The following is a 17,531-nucleotide window of genomic DNA, read 5'->3' as shown; positions in this document are numbered from 1 at the left end:
ACCGGAGCGGGGAGCGCCCGTCGAGCACGCTCGACGCTGCAAAGGAGGGGCGTTACAGGGCCTGACGGCCGGGCGCGGTAGAATCCCCGGCCATCCCAGAACCACCGGATCCCGATGAGCCCCAGCCCCGCCGAACGCGCCGAAGATCTCCGCCGGCAGATCGCCCAGGCCAACCGCGCCTACCACGAGCTGGACGCGCCGGAGATCCCCGACGTCGACTACGACCGGATGGTGCGCGAGCTGGAAGCGTTGGAGCGCGAGCACCCGGAACTGGCCCGTGCCGACAGCCCGACCCAACAGGTCGGTGCACGCCCGTCCGGCCGCTTCCCCGAAGTGCGCCATGCGGTGCCGATGCTGTCGCTGTCCAATGCCTTCAGCGATGAGGAAGTGGCCGACTTCGTGCGCCGCATCGATGAGCGCCTGGGCCGCCGCAGCCTGCAGTTCTCGGCCGAACCGAAGATGGATGGCCTGGCGATCAGCCTGCGCTACGAGGACGGTCATTTCGTACTCGGCGCAACCCGCGGTGATGGCAGTACCGGCGAGGACGTGACCGCCAACCTGCGTGAAATCGGCGATGTTCCCAAGCGCCTGCACGGCAAGGACTGGCCGGACGTGCTGGAGGTGCGTGGCGAGGTGTACATGGCCCGCGCCGACTTCGAGGCCTACAACGAACGTGCGCGCCAGCAGGGCGGCAAGGTGCTGGCCAACCCGCGCAACGCGGCAGCGGGTTCACTGCGCCAGCTCGATCCGAAGATCAGTGCGCAGCGCCGGCTGAGTTTCTTCGCCTACGGCACCGGTGAAGTGCAGGGCGGCGAGCTGCCGGACACCCATTCGGGCACGCTGGCCCAGCTCGGCGCCTGGGGCTTCCCGGTCAGCGGGTTGTGCAAGGTGGTGCAAGGCGCCGACGGCCTGCTCGGCTACTACCGTGACATCGGCGAGCGTCGCGATGGCCTGCCGTTCGACATCGATGGGGTGGTCTACAAGCTGGATGACCGCGCCGGCCAGCAGGCCATGGGTTTTGTCTCGCGTGCGCCGCGCTGGGCCATCGCGCACAAGTTCCCGGCACAGGAACAGAGCACCACGGTGGAGGCGATCGAGATCCAGATCGGCCGCACCGGTGCCGCCACGCCGGTCGCGCGGCTGGCACCGGTGGCTGTGGCCGGCGTGATCGTGTCCAATGCCACGTTGCACAATGCCGATCAGATCGCGCGTCTCGATGTGCGTGTCGGTGACAGCGTGATCGTGCGGCGTGCTGGCGACGTGATTCCGGAAGTGGTCAGCGTCATCCTCGACCGCCGTCCACAGGGCACCTCGCCCTGGCAGATGCCGACGCGCTGCCCGGTGTGCGGCTCGGAAATCGTGCGCGAGGAAGGTGCAGCTGCGTGGCGCTGTTCGGGCGAACTGTCCTGCCCTGCGCAGCGCAAGGAGGCCATTGCCCATTTCGCTTCGCGCCGTGCGATGGATATCGACGGCCTCGGCGACAAGTACATCGAAACCCTGGTCGACGCCGGCATCGTCAGGAGCGTGGCCGATCTGTACCGGCTCAACCGTGACCAGCTGTTGCACCTGAAGCTGGTGCTGGATGCCGAGGACCCTTCCGCACTGGCCGCCGCGCTGAAGCTGCACCTGCCGGCAGAAGGCAGCGGCGCGGTGCTCAATGCGGTGCTCAAGCTGGATGGCAACGATCCGGCGTGGCGCGCGCAGGCGCTGGCACAGCCGGCCAGCTTCGAATGGAACACGAAGAAGATCGCCACCAAATGGGCCGACAACCTGATCGCGGCAATCGACGCCAGTCGCGCAGCCACGCTGGAGCGCCTGCTGTTCGCGCTTGGCATCGAGCACGTCGGCGAGAGCACGGCCAAGGCGCTGGCGCAGTGGTTCGGTGACCTGGAACTGATCCGCCACCTGCCATGGCCGTTGTTCAAGCGCGTGCCGGACATCGGTGGCGAAGTGGCGCGTTCTCTCGGCCATTTCTTCGAGCAGCAGGGCAACCAGCAGGCCATCGACGACCTGCTGCAGGTCGGGCAGGTGCGCATCAGTGATGTGCACGCGCCCAGTGCCAAGCTGCGCGAAGGCCTGGATCTGGCGCAACTGCTGGTCGAATCGGAAATCCCCGGCATCACCCGCCTGCGTGCGGAGAAGCTGGTGGCTGCCTTGCCGGGTGCCCAGGCGGTGCTGGATGCCGAGCATGGCCAGTTCGTCAACGCCGGCCTGCCGGACGACACTGCGCGCGGTCTGGCCGACTGGCTCGATGCCGATGGCCATGGCGCGATGCTGCTGGCAGCCGAGAAGGCGATGCAGCAGATCCTGGCCAAGGCGCCGGCGCTGGCCGAGATCGTGGCCGGCCCGCTGGATGGGCAGACCGTGGTGCTGACCGGCACCCTGGCCCAGCTCACCCGCGATGCCGCCAAGGAACGCCTGGAAGCGCTGGGTGCCAAGGTCTCCGGCAGTGTGTCGAAGAAGACCAGCTTCGTGGTCGCCGGTACCGAGGCCGGCTCCAAGCTGGACAAGGCGCAATCGCTGGGCGTGCCGGTGTGGGACGAAGACCGCCTGCTGGCCTACCTCGCCGAACACGAATGATGACCCGCCGGGTGCCTGGCGCCCGGCATGAAAGACAAAGGAACACCGATGCAGACCGCCCCGCTGGATTTCCGCCTGGCCACCCGTGCCGACGAAGAACTGTTGATCGCGTTGATGCGCGAGTTCTACGCCGAAGACAGGATCGACTTCGATGACGCGCGCGTGCGTCGCGGCGTGGACGCGCTGCTGGCCGATCCGCGCAATGGCGAAGTGCTGCTGTGGCTGGACGAGGCGGGCGAGGTGGTCGGCTACGCGGTGATCGCGATGGGCTTCAGCCTGGAGCAGGGCGGCCACTTCATGCTGCTGGACGAGCTGTACCTGAGTCATCGCGGGCGCGGTCGTGGTCGCGGCAAGCAGGCGCTGGCCATCTGTGAACAGCGCGCTCGCGGGCGTGGTGTCAGCCGCCTGCGCCTGGAGGTGAACCACCACAACGAACTGGCCCGCCGCCTGTACCTGGCCAGCGGCTACATCGACGACACCCGCGATCTGCTGACCCTGCCGCTCGACCATCCGCGCCCGGAGGGCATCCTGTGAGCGAGGCCCTGCTGCGCGCGCTGCAGCAGCGCGCCACGCTCAATGCGCTGGTGCGCCGCTTCTTCGCCGAGCGCGATGTGCTGGAGGTGGAAACGCCGATCCTGTCGGTGGCAGGCAACACCGAGCCGAACATCGACAGCTTCCATACCGATTTCACCGGCCATGTCGATGCCGGTGGCCGTCGTCGCTGGCTGCGCACTTCGCCGGAATATCCGCTCAAGCGCCTGCTGGCGGCCGGTGTGGGCGACTGCTACGAACTGGGCCGGGTGTTTCGCAACGGCGAGGCCGGCGGCCGCCACAACCCGGAATTCACCATGCTGGAGTGGTATCGGGTCGGCTGGGACCACCACCGGTTGATGGAGGAAACCGCCGAGTTGGTCGGCCAGGCGCTGGCCCTGGTCGGACGCCGTGCAACGCTGCGTGTGTTGAGTTACCGCGAGCTGTTCCAGCAGCACGTGGGCCTGGATCCGTTCGAGGCCGATGAAGCCGCGCTGCGTGTTGCACTTGGCGACGTGCACATCGACCCGGTCGGGTTGACCCGTGATGACTGGCTGGACCTGTTGATGACCCACCACATCCAGCCGCAGTTCGATGACGCGGTGATGACCGTGGTGCATGACTGGCCGGCCAGCCAGGCCGCGCTGGCCCGCATCCGTCCGGGCACGCCGCCGCTGGCCGAGCGTTTCGAGCTGTACCTGGGTGCAGTGGAGCTGGCCAACGGCTATCACGAACTGAACGACGCCCACGAGCAGCGCGCTCGGTTCCAGCGGGACCAGCAGCGCCGCCACGAACGTGGACAGGTGCAGCCGGCCGTGGACGAGGCACTGTTGTCGGCGTTGCCGTCGATGCCTGCCTGTGCCGGCGTGGCGGTGGGTGTCGATCGCCTGTTGATGGCGATGAACCGCACGCCACGCATCGCCGATGTGCTGGCCTACGACTTCGCCCACGCGTGATCCCCGCGTGTTGCTGAACATCGCAGGCTGAACGAAACGCGGGTTCGGTGCGCTTGCGTCGGTAAGCACGATGATGCTCTTATCACGGCCAATGCCGGACACTGGCATCCAGTTCATCCATTCCTGCTGGGGAAGGCTTTGGTCAAGTGGTTCGCGGTTGTCGCTGCACCGGTGTACTCCATTGCGCTCTGGGGTGCCTGGCTGCCGTCGCCGGCGTCGGCCCAGCAGGTGGGCTACGACGATGAAGTGGTGACCTGCGAATCACGCGACATGGGTTGGGTGCACTGCGATATCGAGGTTGCCAACGGCGTCGACCTGGTGCGCCAGCTGTCCAGCAACAGCTGCATCCGCGGCAGCGAGTGGGGCACTGACCGCAGTGGTGTGTGGGTCACCCTGGGCTGCCGTGCCGAGTTCCGCGCCCGGCGCGCAGCGGGCGCGGCGCCGCCGGCTGACAGCTCGGGCAAGCGCCTGGTGCGCCGTGTGGTGCGCTGCGAGTCCAATGGCCGTCCGCAGAGTTGCCCGGTACGACTCGATGGCGCGCCGGTGCGCCTGCTGCGCCAGTTGTCGGTGTTGCCGTGCCGCGAAGGGCAGGGCTGGGGCTACAAGCGCAATGAAGTCTGGACCAGCCGTGGCTGCCAGGGTGACTTCGAAGTGGCCGATGACGATGGCCGCTTCGTCGACATGCCGCGCCGCCTGACCTGCGAATCGAAGTCGAAGAAGCGGCGTTTCTGCGGTGCCAGCATCTCGGTTGGCGCCGTGGTCTCCGAGCAGCTGTCCAGCACGCCCTGCGAGGAAGGCAGCACCTGGGGCTGGAGCCGCAACGGGATCTGGGTGGACGGCGGCTGCCGCGCCGAATTCTCGGTGAATTGAGCCCGGGCAGGCTCCAACCCTGCGGGGCGTGGCCCTACAATGGGCCCATGAACACTGCCTCTGACATCGACTACGCCCGTTACGACCACATCCGCCCGATCCTGTGGACCGGCGATGCCCTGCAACTGCTGGACCAGCGCAAGCTGCCGTTCGTGGTCGAGCACGTGGTCTGCCATGACAGCGACGAGGTTGCCAGCGCGATCCACGCATTGACCGTGCGTGGCGCGCCGGCGATCGGCATTGCCGCTGCCTGGGGTGTCGTGCTGGCTGCACGCGAGGTGCAGGCCGCCGATGGTGCGCACGCCCTGCAGCAGCTGGAACCGGCCCTGCAGCGCCTCAATGCATCGCGCCCGACTGCGGTCAACCTGGCCTGGGCGCTGGCGCGCATGCGCCGTTGCCTGAACGCCGCCGGCGCCGACTGGAAGGCGTTGCTGGAATCGGAAGCGCAGGCCATCGCCGAGGAAGACCTGGCCGCCAACCGCCACATGGGTGCACTGGGCGCGGGCCTGATCGAGGCTGGCAGCGGCGTGCTGACCCACTGCAATACCGGCTCGCTGGCCACTGCGGGGTTCGGTACCGCGCTGGGCGTGATCCGCGCCGGCATGGCCCAGCACCGCATCGCCCGCGTGTTCGCCGGCGAAACCCGGCCGTGGCTGCAGGGGGCACGCCTGACCGTGTGGGAACTGCAGCAGGACGGCATCGATGCCACCCTGATCGCCGATTCGGCTGCCTCGCACCTGATGAAGACCGGCGCCGTGCAATGGGTGATCGTGGGCGCGGACCGCATCTGCGCCAATGGCGATACCGCCAACAAGATCGGCACCTACCAGCTGGCCATCGCCGCCCGCCACCACGGCGTCAAGTTCATGGTGGTCGCACCGTCCTCGACCGTGGACATGGAGACCGTGGACGGCAGCCAGATCGAGATCGAGCAGCGCGACCCGGGTGAGCTGTACGGCGTGGGGGGTACCCGTACCGTCGCCGAGGGCATTGCTGCCTGGAACCCGGTGTTCGACGTCACCCCGGGCGAGCTGATCGACGCCATCGTGACCGAGCGCGGGGTCATCCTGAACCCGACCGCCGGGAACATGCGCACCGCCTTCGGCGGCTGAGGCGGGCAGGAAGGTCCCGGGGTCGGATCCCTTTTCGCAGGAAAGGGCTCTGACCCCAGGCAGGCCTCATCCACGCACGGCGTGGATCTACTGATTTCGCGCAGCCGAGCATGGGCTCGGCTCTACAGGGGCGGTATGGGGCCCTAAGTTCCTGATTTGTGCCGGTAAAATCCCCGTAAAGGGAGGCGGAAAACGGCCTGTTGTGGTAGTATCCACAGGTTGAATCGAGGTTCCGGCGCGACCCCCTCCCGCAGAGGGCTGCGCCGGACTGGACCGCTACCAGACAACGGAACCCGAATGGCAGAAACCGCCAAGGAAATCATCCAGGTCAACCTGGAAGACGAGATGCGCAAGAGCTACCTCGATTACGCCATGAGCGTGATCGTGGGCCGCGCGCTGCCGGATGCGCGCGACGGCCTCAAGCCGGTGCATCGCCGCGTGCTGTACGCGATGAACGAACTCAACGCGCACAGCAACAAGCCCTACTTCAAGTCGGCGCGTATCGTCGGTGACGTCATCGGTAAGTACCACCCGCATGGCGATCAGTCGGTGTACGACACGCTGGTGCGCTTGGCACAGCCGTTCTCGCTGCGCTACATGCTGGTCGACGGCCAGGGTAACTTCGGTTCGATCGACGGCGACTCCGCTGCAGCAATGCGATACACCGAGGCGCGCATGTCGCGCCTGGCGCATGAGCTGATGGCGGACATCGACAAGGAAACCGTCGATTTCCAGCCCAACTACGATGAGAAGGAACTGGAGCCGACGGTCATGCCGACCCGGTTCCCGAACCTGCTGGTCAATGGTTCGGCTGGCATCGCGGTGGGCATGGCGACCAACATTCCGCCGCACAACCTGAGCGAATCGATCAACGCCTGCATCGCGCTGATCGACAACCCGGACATCGATGTCGACGGCCTGATGGAATACATCCCGGGCCCGGATTTCCCGACTGCCGGCATCATCAACGGCACTGCCGGCATCGTCGCCGGCTACCGCACCGGCCGTGGCCGCGTGCGCATCCGTGCCAAGGCCGATATCGAAGTGGCCGACAACGGCCGCGAATCGATCATCGTCACTGAAATTCCTTACCAGGTGAACAAGGCGCGTCTGATCGAGAAGATCGCCGAGCTGGTCAAGGAAAAGAAGATCGAAGGCATCAGCGAGCTGCGCGATGAGTCCGACAAGGACGGCATGCGCATCTACATCGAGATCAAGCGCGGTGAATCTGCCGAGGTTGTGCTGAACAACCTGTACCAGCAGACGCAGATGGAATCGGTGTTCGGCATCAACATGGTGGCGCTGGTCGATGGCCGCCCGCAGTTGATGAACCTCAAGCAGATGCTGGAGGCGTTCGTCCGCCACCGTCGCGAAGTGGTCACCCGCCGCACCGTGTTCGAGCTGCGCAAGGCGCGCGCCCGTGCCCACGTGCTGGAAGGCCTGACCGTTGCGTTGGCCAACATCGACGAGATGATCGAACTGATCAAGACCTCGCCGAACCCGAACGAAGCCCGCGAGCGCATGCTGGCCCGCGTGTGGGAGCCGGGCCTGGTCGGTGCGATGCTGGGTGCGGCCGGTGCCGAGGCCTCCCGTCCGGAAGACCTGCCCAAGGGCGTGGGCCTGATCGAGGGCGGCTACCAGCTGACCGAGATCCAGGCCACGCAGATCCTGGAGATGCGGCTGCACCGCCTGACCGGGCTGGAGCAGGACCGCCTGACCGACGAGTACAAGCAGCTGCTGGAAGTGATCGCCGGGCTGATCCACATCCTGGAAGATCCCGACCGCCTGCTGCAGGTGATCCGCGAGGAGCTGGTCAACGTCAAGGCCGAATTCGGCGACGAACGTCGTACCGAAATCCGCCACAGCGAAGAGGACCTGGACATCCTCGACCTGATCGCGCCGGAAGACGTGGTGGTTACCGTGTCGCATGCCGGTTACGTGAAGCGGCAGCCGGTGAGCGTGTACCGCGCACAGCGCCGTGGTGGCCGTGGCCGCAGCGCGGCGGCGACCAAGGAAGAGGATTTCATCGAACAGCTGTGGCTGGTCAACACGCACGACACGCTGCTGACCTTCACCAGCTCGGGCAAGGTGTTCTGGCTGCCGGTCTACCAGCTGCCCGAAGCCGGTTCCAACGCCCGCGGCCGTCCGATCATCAACTGGATCCCGCTGGAGCCGGGCGAACGCGTGCAGGCCGTGCTGCCGGTGCGCGAGTACGCCGATGGCCAGTTCGTGTTCTTCGCCACCAAGAACGGTACGGTCAAGAAGACCCCGCTGAGCGAGTTCGCCTTCCGCCTCGCCCGCGGCAAGATCGCGATCAACCTGGACGAGGGCGATGCGCTGGTCGGTGTCGGCCTGACCGATGGCGAGCGTGACATCCTGCTGTTCGCCTCCAACGGCAAGACCGTGCGCTTCGGTGAGGACAAGGTCCGCTCGATGGGCCGTACTGCCACCGGCGTGCGCGGCATCAAGATGCCGGCCGGCGAGGAAGTGGTCAGCCTGATCGTGGCCGAAAGTGCCGGTGGCAGCGAGGACGAGAACGAGGACGACAGCGGTGTCGAGGAAGCCGCTGCCAATGGCGACGCGGTGATCGACGGCGCCGACGACGCCAGCGTTCAGTACATCCTTACCGCCACCGAGAACGGCTACGGCAAGCGCACCCCGCTGCCGGACTACCCGCGCAAGGGCCGTGGTACGCAGGGCGTGATCGGCATCCAGACCACCGAGCGCAACGGCAAGCTGGTCGCCGCAGTGCTGATGGGCTCCAGCGACGAAGTCCTGCTGATCTCCGATGGTGGCACCCTGGTGCGTACGCGTGGCTCGGAAATCAGCCGCGTCGGCCGCAACACCCAGGGCGTGACCCTGATCCGCCTGTCCAAGGACGAGAAGCTGCAGGCGGTGGAGCGCATGGATGCCTCGATCGACGAGGACGAGGATGAGGTGGCAGTGCCTGCCTCTGCCCCGGCGGCTTCCAGCAGCGAGGACGCCGCACAGGAGTGATCCTGCCGCAAGGTTGAGCTACGCGACGACGCCGGCCCTGTGCCGGCGTCGTCGTATCCGGATGCCGCACATACGCGCGCGCTTCACGTCGGCGGTGGGATAACGGCGCATGCTGCCCCCGGAGATCGACGATGTCCGCCACGCCGCCGTCCGCTCCTGCTCCCGTCCGCGCCTCCCGGCATCCTCTCGTTACCGTGCTGTCGCTGCTGCTGGTCCTGCTCGGCCTGGTCATCGGCGGGCTCGGCGCATGGCTGCTCAGCCTGGGCGGCTCGGCGTACTACGCCATCGCCGGGGCCGGCCTGCTGGCCAGTGGCCTCCTGTTGTTCGGCAATCGCCGCAGCGGCGCGCTGCTGTATGCGCTGGTGTTCGCCGGTACGCTGTTGTGGACCTGGTGGGAGTCGGGCAGCGACTACTGGCGCTGGGTACCGCGGCTCGGCCTGGTGACCGCGCTTGGCATCGTGCTGGCGCTGCTGGCGCCCACCCTCCACCAACCGGTTTCCAGGCGCCTGTCGCGCAGCGTGGCCGGCGTGCTGATGCTGGTGTTCGTCGCTGCCTTCGGATTGGCGTTCGCGCCGCACGGCGAAGTGGACGGGCACCAGCCGTTCCCGGAAGGCGCGGCCAGCGTCGGGCTGGAACCGACCCGCGACACCACCGGTCTGCAGCCGGCCGACCAGCCTGCCGAAGGGGACTGGCCGGCGTGGGGGCGCAGCAATGCCGCCACCCGCTATTCGCCGCTGCAGCAGATCACCCCGGCCAACGTGGCCACGCTGCAGCTGGCCTGGCAGTTCCGCACCGGCGATATGCCGAAGAAGCGCTGGGGTGCGGAAACCACGCCACTGAAGATCGGCGACCGTCTGTACCTGTGCACCGCCCGCAACCGCCTGATCGCACTGGATGCGGCCAGCGGCAAGGAAGTGTGGCGGTTCGATCCGAAGGTAAAGGACGCTTCGATTCCATACACCGCCGCCTGCCGTGGCGTGAGTTATTACGAGCAACCGGCCACGCCGATCCTCGCCGATGCCGCATTGGCCGATGCCGCTGCTGATCTGGCGTTGCCGGAACCGCCGCCCAGTGCCACCCGCAGCGCTGCACCGGGCAGTCGTCCGGCATGCTGGGCGCGCATCATCGAGGGCACGCTGGACGGGCGCATCATCGCGGTGGATGCCGACAGTGGCCGCCCCTGTGCGAATTTCGGCAACAACGGCCAGGTCGACATCACTCTGGGCATGGGCGAGGTGCCACCGGGCTATGTGTCGATCACCTCGCCACCGGCCATCGTGCGCGGGGTGATCGTCACCGGCCACCAGGTGCTGGATGGTCAGCGCCGCGACGCGCCATCGGGGGTGATCCAGGCCTACGATGCGATCACCGGCAAGCTGCGCTGGGCGTGGGACATGGACCAGCCCGAACGCAGCGGCCTGCCGCCGCATGAGCAGACCTACACGCGCGGCACGCCGAACATGTGGACCACCGCGACCGGTGATGAGGCGCTGGGGCTGGTCTATCTGCCGCTGGGCAATTCCGCTGGCGATTACTGGAGTGGCTCACGCACGGAAAACCAGAACCGCTATGCGACGTCGCTGGTGGCGATCGATGTGGCCACCGGCAAGCCGGCCTGGCATTTCCAGGCGGTGCGCAAGGATGTGTGGGACTACGACCTGGGTTCGCAGGCCAGCCTGATCGATTACCCGACGGCGGCTGGCAAGGTGCCGGCGCTCCTGCTGCCGACCAAGCAGGGTGATCTCTACATCCTTGACCGCCGCAACGGCCAGCTGCTGACCGCCGCCGAAGAGCGCAGGGTGCCGGTCGGCGGTGTCGAACCGGAACAACGCTCACCCACGCAGCTGTTCTCGCTGTATCACACGCTGCGCCGGCAGCATGACCTGACCGAGCGCGACATGTGGGGCATCACCCCGGTCGACCAGCTGATCTGCCGCATCCAGTTCCGCAAGGCGTACTACGAAGGCTTCTACACCCCGCCGAGCAGTGATCGCCATTCCATCGAATATCCCGGCTACAACGGCGGTTCGGATTGGGGAAGTGTGTCCATCGATACACGCCGCGGCGTGATCGTGGCCAACTACAACGACATGCCCAACTACAACCGGCTGGTGCCACGCGCCGAGGCCGACAGGCTGGGCTGGCTGCCACGCGAGAAGGTCCGGTTCGACAAGGGCGGCGCCGAAGGCGCGGGCGACCCACAGGTGGGCACGCCCTACGCCATCCAGGTAAACGCCGGTTGGCGCCTGCCGTTCACTGGTCTGCTGTGCAAGCAGCCACCCTATGGCGGCATCCGGGCCATCGACCTGCGCACCGGCAAGCTGCTGTGGGACCGTCCGTTCGGCAGTGCGCGCGGCAACGGACCATTCGGCATCCGTTCCGGCCTGCCCATCGAGATCGGCACGCCGAACAATGGCGGTTCGGTAGTCACCGCCAGCGGCCTGATCTTCATCGCCGCCGCCACCGACGACCTGCTGCGCGCCATCGACCTGAAGACCGGCAAGGAGCTGTGGCATGCCAAGCTGCCCGCGGGTGGCCAGGCCAATCCGATGGTGTACGCGCAGGGCGGGCGCCAGTACGTGGTGATCATGGCTGGCGGCCACCATTTCATGGAAACCCCGAACGGCGATTACGTGATGGCCTACGCGCTGCCGAAATAGCGCTGCCGGCCTGAATGCGACCTGCGGGCTGTGACCGCTGTCGCTGAAGTTGCGCTGGCGACCGGGCAGCATCCATCATCGGAACAGGACGGGGCCGGCCAACGCCCCCAGGGAAGGAAACGCATGCTGAACTCCGAACGCCTGCCGGGGCGTGCCACCCGGCTGCTGGCAGGACTGCTTCTGCTTGGCCCTTGCCTGTGGGCAAGCGCGCAGGCGTCGCCCCAGCCCGCCGCACGCAAGGTGCCCAGCGGTGCCGAACTGATCGCAGGCGATGCGCGCTCTCTGAGCCCCGCTCATGCGCCTTGCATGGCGGCCGCAGGCACCGCGCTGGACGCCCGTCGCCGTTGTGCCGACGCTGAACTCAAGGTGCACGACGATGCACTCAATGCCGCCTACAGCGCGGCGCGCTCCACACTGACCGCCAGTGATCAGCAGGTGCTGCGCGATCTGCAGCGGCAATGGCTGCGCCAGCGCGACAACCGGTGCCCGGAAGGCAGCACGGCCGTTGCCCAGCTGGATTCACAGCAGTGCCGCACGCACATGACCCTGCTGCGTGCCCGCCAGTTGCAGGGCGGCGGTGCGGCGGCGCTGGTGGCGGAAGCCAAGGCGGCCCCGGCGCCGGCGCAGGCCGCTGTGCATGCCGCCGATGCCGCGCCCGACAAGCAGGGCAGGATCGTCCTGCGGCCCGGCGAGGGCAGGCTCACACCGGCACTGCAGGTGGTCTTCCAGGTGACCGATTGCAGCGGCACCGACAACGTGACGACCTGCCAGGTGCGGAGCATGGGCGTGACCCGTGGTGGGCGCAACGTCGTGGTCACGGACGTGCAGCCGCGCCTGACCCGCGCCGGCACCGGTGCCCAGGGTGCGACCGCCGTGCTGCTGACCGTTTCGGATTTCAATGGTGATGGCGTGCCGGACCTGCAGGTGTGGCAGGACAACAGCGGTGTCTACAACGTTCCGGTGCATGCGTTCTACCTGTTCGATGCCAAGCGCAACCGCTATGTGCGTGCCAAGGCGTTGGAAGCGGCCATCGGTGGGCGCGACATCGACCATATCGACAATGGGCGGTTCGTGCTGCGCGCGAAGGTCAGCCCGTGCGAGCGCGAGGACAAGGTCATCCAGCTGCGCGGAACCGACACGCGCACGCTGCTGCAGCGCCGCTATGACACCTGCAGGGGCGAGGCCCCGACTGAACCGGACCTGCTGAAGTAGGTCTTCCCCCGACGAATGGATGCGTTCCGGAACTGGAGAGCTGAAGGATGAGCGAAGGCTATGGAAAAGGTGGGTCGGGCTTCGGCCTGACCCGGGACCAGTCGGTCGAGATGATCGTGCGTACCTGCATCGACAACGGCATTACCGACCATCGGCAGATTGCCTATGTGCTGGCCACGGCGCAGCACGAATCGCGTGATTTCGCCGCGCCGGAGGAAGACTGGGGCAGGAAGCAGGCGGTGGACCTGCGCTACTTCGGCGGCGAGGAGTATTTCGGCCGGGGCTTTGCCCACCTCACCCACGTCAACAACTACGAGCGGCTGGGCGAGGCGCTGGGGATGGGCCGCGAGCTGGTCGAGCATCCGGAACGGGCTGCCCGGGCAGACATCGCCACCAAGGTGCTGGTGGTGGGGATGCGCGACGGCCTGTTCGGTGCGCGGCTGTCCGACAACGTCAACGCCAACCATGCCGACTACCGGCAGGCGCGGGCCTCGGTCAATGGCGGTGAGCTGAACAACGGCAGTCCCTATCCAGACGCCATCGCCGCACGGGCCACTGAATGGGAATCCCAGGTTGCCGGCGTGGTCCAGCGTGTGCAGCAACCAGGCTTCCAGATGCCGGTGCCGACCCCCCAGGCGCCCGGCGGGGCGATGGACCTGCACCGGGGTGACGCCAACCAGCACGTGCTGGAAGCGCAGCAGTACCTGCAGCGCTTGGACGTCCGCAACAACGCCAATGCCGCGATCAAGCCCGACGGTGATTTCGGCGCCTCCACCGAGCAGGCCGTGCGCCGCTTCCAGACCGAGCGGGGTATCAGCCCGGCCAATGGCCGCATCGACGCTGCGCTGCTGGAACGCATGCGCAGCGACACGCTGGCGGTCGATCCGGACTTCAGGCGCCGGACGGTGACCGACCTGACCGGCCCGCTGGCCGACGGCAACCTGGGCCCCGGTGAGAAGGGCGAGCCGGTGTTCGAAATGCGCCGGCAGCTGGAGGCGTTGGGGTACCTGACCGAACCGAACCCACGTGCCGAGCGCGATGCGCGCACGTTTGATGCCGGCATGCAGGCGGCCATGCGCAACTTCCAGCAGGACTATGGCCTGCCGCTGCGCCCCGGCGGCGTCATCGACACGGATGCGCGCCGGCAGTTGAACGATGCCGCCGTCGCTCGCGAGCATGCGCCGACCACCGAGTTCGACCGCGCGGAGAACTGGCCGCCGCAGCGTCCGCCCTATACGCGGGCGGAGTTCCAGCCGGAGCAGGTGCAGGCGCGGCAGTAGGCAGCGGCGAATGCACCGGTCGCTGGTCCGGCCGCGCCGGAGCCCGCACCGCAGCCCAATGGCATGGAATCGCTGTCGCCCAGGGACGCCGCGCTGTTCGAGCGCATCCGCCAGGGGGTACCTGGCACCATCGGCGACGAGCACGTCATGCAGGCAGTGCTGGAGTCCAAGCGCAACGGCATCGATGATGCCGCGCGCGTCGACCGGGTGATGATGGCCGGAGATCGCCTGTGGGTTGCCGGGTTGATTCCCGGTGAGCGCGCCAGTGTGGATACGGCACAACCCGCGCGCTCGATGGAGGAAACGGTGAATGATCTGGCCGGTGACAACCGGCAGCGCGAGCACCAGCTCACCCTCGAAAGCCGCCAGCATGAGAACCGCGGGCCTTCAATGGCCTGAGCCTGCGGCAGCGACGTGCCCGCAGTGGGTCCGTCGCTGCCGGCAGGGTGTTTACAGCGTCACCACCACTTTGCCGATCTGTTCGTTCGATTCCAGGTAGCGGTGGGCGTCCTGGATCTGTGCGAAGGGGAACACCTTCGCGATCTTCGGCGCCAGCGTGCCCTTGTCCAGGCCATCGACGATGAACGCCTTGGCACGTGCCAGCGCGGCATCGTCGGAGACGATTTCCGAGTACAGGTAGCCCTTCAGCGTCAGCGACTTGCCCAGCACGTTGAACAACGGGAACGGGGTGGGTTCGCTGCTCAGCGCGCCGTATTCCAGCAGGATGCCGCCACGGGCCATTGCCTCGGTCAGCGGCACGAACTGCGGGCCACCGATCGGGTCGAACACCACGCGGGCGCCGGCACCGCCGGTGATGCGCGCCACTTCGGCTGCCAGGTCCTGTTCCTGGGTGGCGATGACATGGGCGGCACCGGCATCGAGCAAGGCCTGGCGCTTGCCCGGGCCACGGGTCACCGCAATCGGCGTGGCACCCACTGCATTGGCGATCTGGATCGCGGCCAGGCCGACGCTGCTGCTGGCAGCGGTGATGATGACGGAATCCCCGGCGGCCAGCTGCGCCTGCTCCAACAGTGCGCCCCAGGCGGTGACGTACTGCATCCACACCGCAGCCGCCGTTTCGAAGCCCAGCGCCTGCGGGTGCTTGACCACCAGTCGCGCCGGCACGTTGGCCAGCTCGCCGTAGGTGCCCCAGCGGGCGATGTCCAGCGGCGGCACCACGCTCACCGCATCGCCAGCAGCGAATCCGCTCACCGCACTGCCGACCGCCTCGACCATGCCGGCCGCTTCATAGCCCAGCCGGCTGGGGAACTGCGCCTCCTGCAGATAGGCGCCGTTGCGGAACATCACCTCGGCACGGTTCAGGCCGATGGCCTTGACCCGGATCTGGACCTCGTCGGCGGCGGGGGCGGGAACATCAATGTCGTCGATGCGCAGCACATCGGCGCTGCCATATTCGTGGATGCGGACAACCTGGCTCATGGGGGACTCCTGGGCAAGGCCGGCGCAGGGCCGGCGGAAAGGTGGAGGCTACTGTGCGCGTGGCCTGCCTCCAGAATAAGGGGTAATCTGGCGTTTCATTGAAAACCAATTGTTTGCAATGGACCTGATCGCTCCCCTGCGGACCTTCGTCAAAGTGGCCGAGGTTGGCTCCTTCGCCGCTGCCGCCGACGCGCTGGACCTGTCGCCGCAGCTGGTCGGCAAACACGTGCAGTCGCTGGAACAACACCTGGGCGTGCGCCTGCTCAACCGCACCACGCGCAAGCAGAGCCTGACCGACTTCGGCCAGGCCTATCTGGCCCGTGCGCGGGTGATCCTGGAGGAGGTGGAAGGCGCCGAGCAGCTGGCCGAAGTGGCGCGCGGGCGGCCGATGGGGCGCCTGCGCGTCAGCGCACCGGTCACCTTCGGCGTGCATGCACTGGGGCCGGCGGTGGTGGCCTACCTGCAGCAGTACGCGGACGTGCAGGTTGATCTGAACCTGTCCAACAGCCTGGTGGACATCGTCGAGGACGGCTTTGATCTGGTGTTCCGCACCGGTGATCTGGCCGACAGTGGGCTGGTGGCGCGACGGCTGGGGCCGTATCCGCTGGTGCTGTGTGCATCGCCGGCGTACCTCGCATCGCGCCCGGCCATTGTCCATCCGGCCGATCTGAGTCGGCACGAGTGCCTGGGCTTCGCCCATTCGATCATCCGCACGCGCTGGAGCTTCCACGATGCTGACGGCAGCGTGCTGACCGTGCCGGTGTCCAGCCGCTTCATGGTCAACCAGGCCGAGCCGCTGCTGACCGCGGCAGTCGGAGGGCTGGGGTTGATCCTGCAGCCCTATGAAATGCTTGCTGCCGCGCTGGCGCGTGGTGAACTGGTGGAAGTGCTGCCGGACTACGTGCCGGTGTCGACGTGGATCAACCTGGTGTACCCGCGCGACCGCCAGCTGACGCCCAAGCTGCGCAGTTTCCTGGACTTCTGCGTGGCACGCTTCAGCGAGCAGACGATGGCACGGCGATAGCACGGCATCGGTTGGCATTCCTGTGACTGCCTGCGAAGGATCGCCCTGAGACGATTGGCCGGTTGCCGCTGCGTAGCGCGCGCTTGCTGCTGGGGCTGGCGGCATTGCTGTTCGCCGCCAACGTGCTTGCGCAACAGACGCCTGCGCTGGCGTTGGTCGAGTGGGAGGTGCAGGGACGCGCGGATGGCCTGGCGCGACCGGATATCGAATGCCAGGATTTCCTGCAGGCGATGGGCCGGAAGCCCGCGGGACTTGAATATGGCGGCTGCAGCCAGGACGACGCGTCCTGCATCAAACCCATGCAGGCCCACTACCGCGTTCCAGGTGCCCAGGCAGTGAAGGTGGAAGCCTATCTGCGCGAGACCTTTGGCATGCCTGCATTGCGCTACGCCTGTTGCGGCTGGAGCAATGGCGCGCCGTACTACTGGCGCGACGTCCCGGATGCGGTGAGGTACCAGATCGGCATGGGCGTGGAATCGCTGCCGCATGAGCGGGGCGATTGGCATCGCATCGAGGCGTTCATCGTCACGGTTGAGGTGCTGCGGCAGGGTCCCTGGCATGGATGCAGCGGGCGGTTCCATGATCTAGGATGCGCCCAGGGATACCCGCAAAGGAACTGCCATGAAGGCTGTTGGATGCCTGCTGCTCTGCAAAGTACTGGCCTGTTCGGTGCTGATGACGCTTTGGGCTGTTCCGGCAGTGGGCGCCCCCTCCAGCGTGCGTGCACATCCGCGTGCGCAGGACGCCATCGGAGACTGGCTTGCGGCCTTCAATGCGGGCAGCCTCGAGGGGTTGCAGGCATTCGCCGATAGATACGCGAAGAAGCAAGGCAGTGGTCCCAAGGACTATCTCGAATTCCGCGAAAGCAC

The 17,531-nt window shown here is 67.1% G+C and carries 13 protein-coding genes; 12 read left to right on the top strand and 1 reads right to left on the bottom strand.

The features are described 5' to 3' along the window. Nucleotides 1–108 precede the first annotated feature (108 nt). The 10 genes from ligA (at nucleotide 109) to AC5QAB_RS00145 (ending at nucleotide 14,597) form a co-directional block, all read left to right on the top strand. On the top strand, nucleotides 109–2,580 hold the full coding sequence (ligA, locus tag AC5QAB_RS00190; protein WP_172412079.1) for an NAD-dependent DNA ligase LigA: 2,472 nt from the start codon (nucleotides 109–111) through the stop codon (nucleotides 2,578–2,580). 48 nt (nucleotides 2,581–2,628) lie between these two features. After that, a complete protein-coding gene (locus AC5QAB_RS00185; RefSeq protein ID WP_197561569.1) occupies nucleotides 2,629–3,114 on the top strand; it encodes a GNAT family N-acetyltransferase in 486 nt (161 codons plus the stop codon). Then, nucleotides 3,111–4,067 carry an EF-P lysine aminoacylase EpmA gene (gene epmA, locus AC5QAB_RS00180; protein ID WP_014647654.1) on the top strand — a complete coding sequence of 319 codons (957 nt, stop codon included), beginning with the start codon at nucleotides 3,111–3,113 and terminating at the stop codon, nucleotides 4,065–4,067. Before AC5QAB_RS00185 ends, epmA begins: the two co-directional genes overlap by 4 nt. Nucleotides 4,068–4,205: 138 nt before the next feature. Beyond that, nucleotides 4,206–4,937 carry a DUF3011 domain-containing protein gene (locus tag AC5QAB_RS00175; protein WP_014647653.1) on the top strand — a complete coding sequence of 244 codons (732 nt, stop codon included), beginning with the start codon at nucleotides 4,206–4,208 and terminating at the stop codon, nucleotides 4,935–4,937. Between the two features lie 47 nt (nucleotides 4,938–4,984). Further along, nucleotides 4,985–6,049 carry an S-methyl-5-thioribose-1-phosphate isomerase gene (gene mtnA, locus AC5QAB_RS00170; protein WP_014647652.1) on the top strand — a complete coding sequence of 355 codons (1,065 nt, stop codon included), beginning with the start codon at nucleotides 4,985–4,987 and terminating at the stop codon, nucleotides 6,047–6,049. Between the two features lie 297 nt (nucleotides 6,050–6,346). After that, nucleotides 6,347–9,046 (top strand): DNA gyrase subunit A, encoded by a 2,700-nt coding sequence (gene gyrA / locus AC5QAB_RS00165; RefSeq protein ID WP_197561568.1) that lies wholly within the window; start codon nucleotides 6,347–6,349, stop codon nucleotides 9,044–9,046. Nucleotides 9,047–9,177: 131 nt separating this feature from the next. Further along, nucleotides 9,178–11,706 carry a membrane-bound PQQ-dependent dehydrogenase, glucose/quinate/shikimate family gene (locus AC5QAB_RS00160; protein WP_069118332.1) on the top strand — a complete coding sequence of 843 codons (2,529 nt, stop codon included), beginning with the start codon at nucleotides 9,178–9,180 and terminating at the stop codon, nucleotides 11,704–11,706. Nucleotides 11,707–11,829: 123 nt separating this feature from the next. Beyond that, the gene (locus AC5QAB_RS00155) at nucleotides 11,830–12,918 is read left to right on the top strand and encodes a lysozyme inhibitor LprI family protein (protein WP_197561905.1); all 1,089 of its coding nucleotides are present in this window, start codon (nucleotides 11,830–11,832) and stop codon (nucleotides 12,916–12,918) included. Nucleotides 12,919–12,965: 47 nt separating this feature from the next. Next, nucleotides 12,966–14,198: a peptidoglycan-binding domain-containing protein gene (locus tag AC5QAB_RS00150; protein ID WP_495233090.1), complete on the top strand. Its 1,233-nt coding sequence runs from the start codon at nucleotides 12,966–12,968 to the stop codon at nucleotides 14,196–14,198. 63 nt (nucleotides 14,199–14,261) lie between these two features. Continuing rightward, the gene (locus tag AC5QAB_RS00145) at nucleotides 14,262–14,597 is read left to right on the top strand and encodes a hypothetical protein (protein WP_495233089.1); all 336 of its coding nucleotides are present in this window, start codon (nucleotides 14,262–14,264) and stop codon (nucleotides 14,595–14,597) included. 51 nt (nucleotides 14,598–14,648) lie between these two features. On the opposite strand, the gene AC5QAB_RS00140 is transcribed toward AC5QAB_RS00145, so the two are convergent. Beyond that, on the bottom strand, nucleotides 14,649–15,638 hold the full coding sequence (locus AC5QAB_RS00140) for a zinc-dependent alcohol dehydrogenase family protein (RefSeq protein ID WP_134966558.1): 990 nt from the start codon (nucleotides 15,636–15,638) through the stop codon (nucleotides 14,649–14,651). 118 nt (nucleotides 15,639–15,756) lie between these two features. Between AC5QAB_RS00140 and AC5QAB_RS00135 the strand changes: the two genes are divergently transcribed. Beyond that, nucleotides 15,757–16,662, top strand: a complete 906-nt coding sequence (locus AC5QAB_RS00135; protein ID WP_197561906.1) for a LysR family transcriptional regulator — start codon at nucleotides 15,757–15,759, stop codon at nucleotides 16,660–16,662. Between the two features lie 62 nt (nucleotides 16,663–16,724). Further along, nucleotides 16,725–17,474, top strand: coding sequence for a DUF4952 domain-containing protein (locus tag AC5QAB_RS00130; protein WP_262217564.1), 750 nt, complete (start codon nucleotides 16,725–16,727; stop codon nucleotides 17,472–17,474). Nucleotides 17,475–17,531 lie beyond the last annotated feature (57 nt).

The organism is Stenotrophomonas sp. YJH_SMC_127, assembly GCF_059372445.1.
Note: the sequence above shows the minus strand (reverse complement) of the source record. Positions and strands in the feature narration are given on the sequence as shown.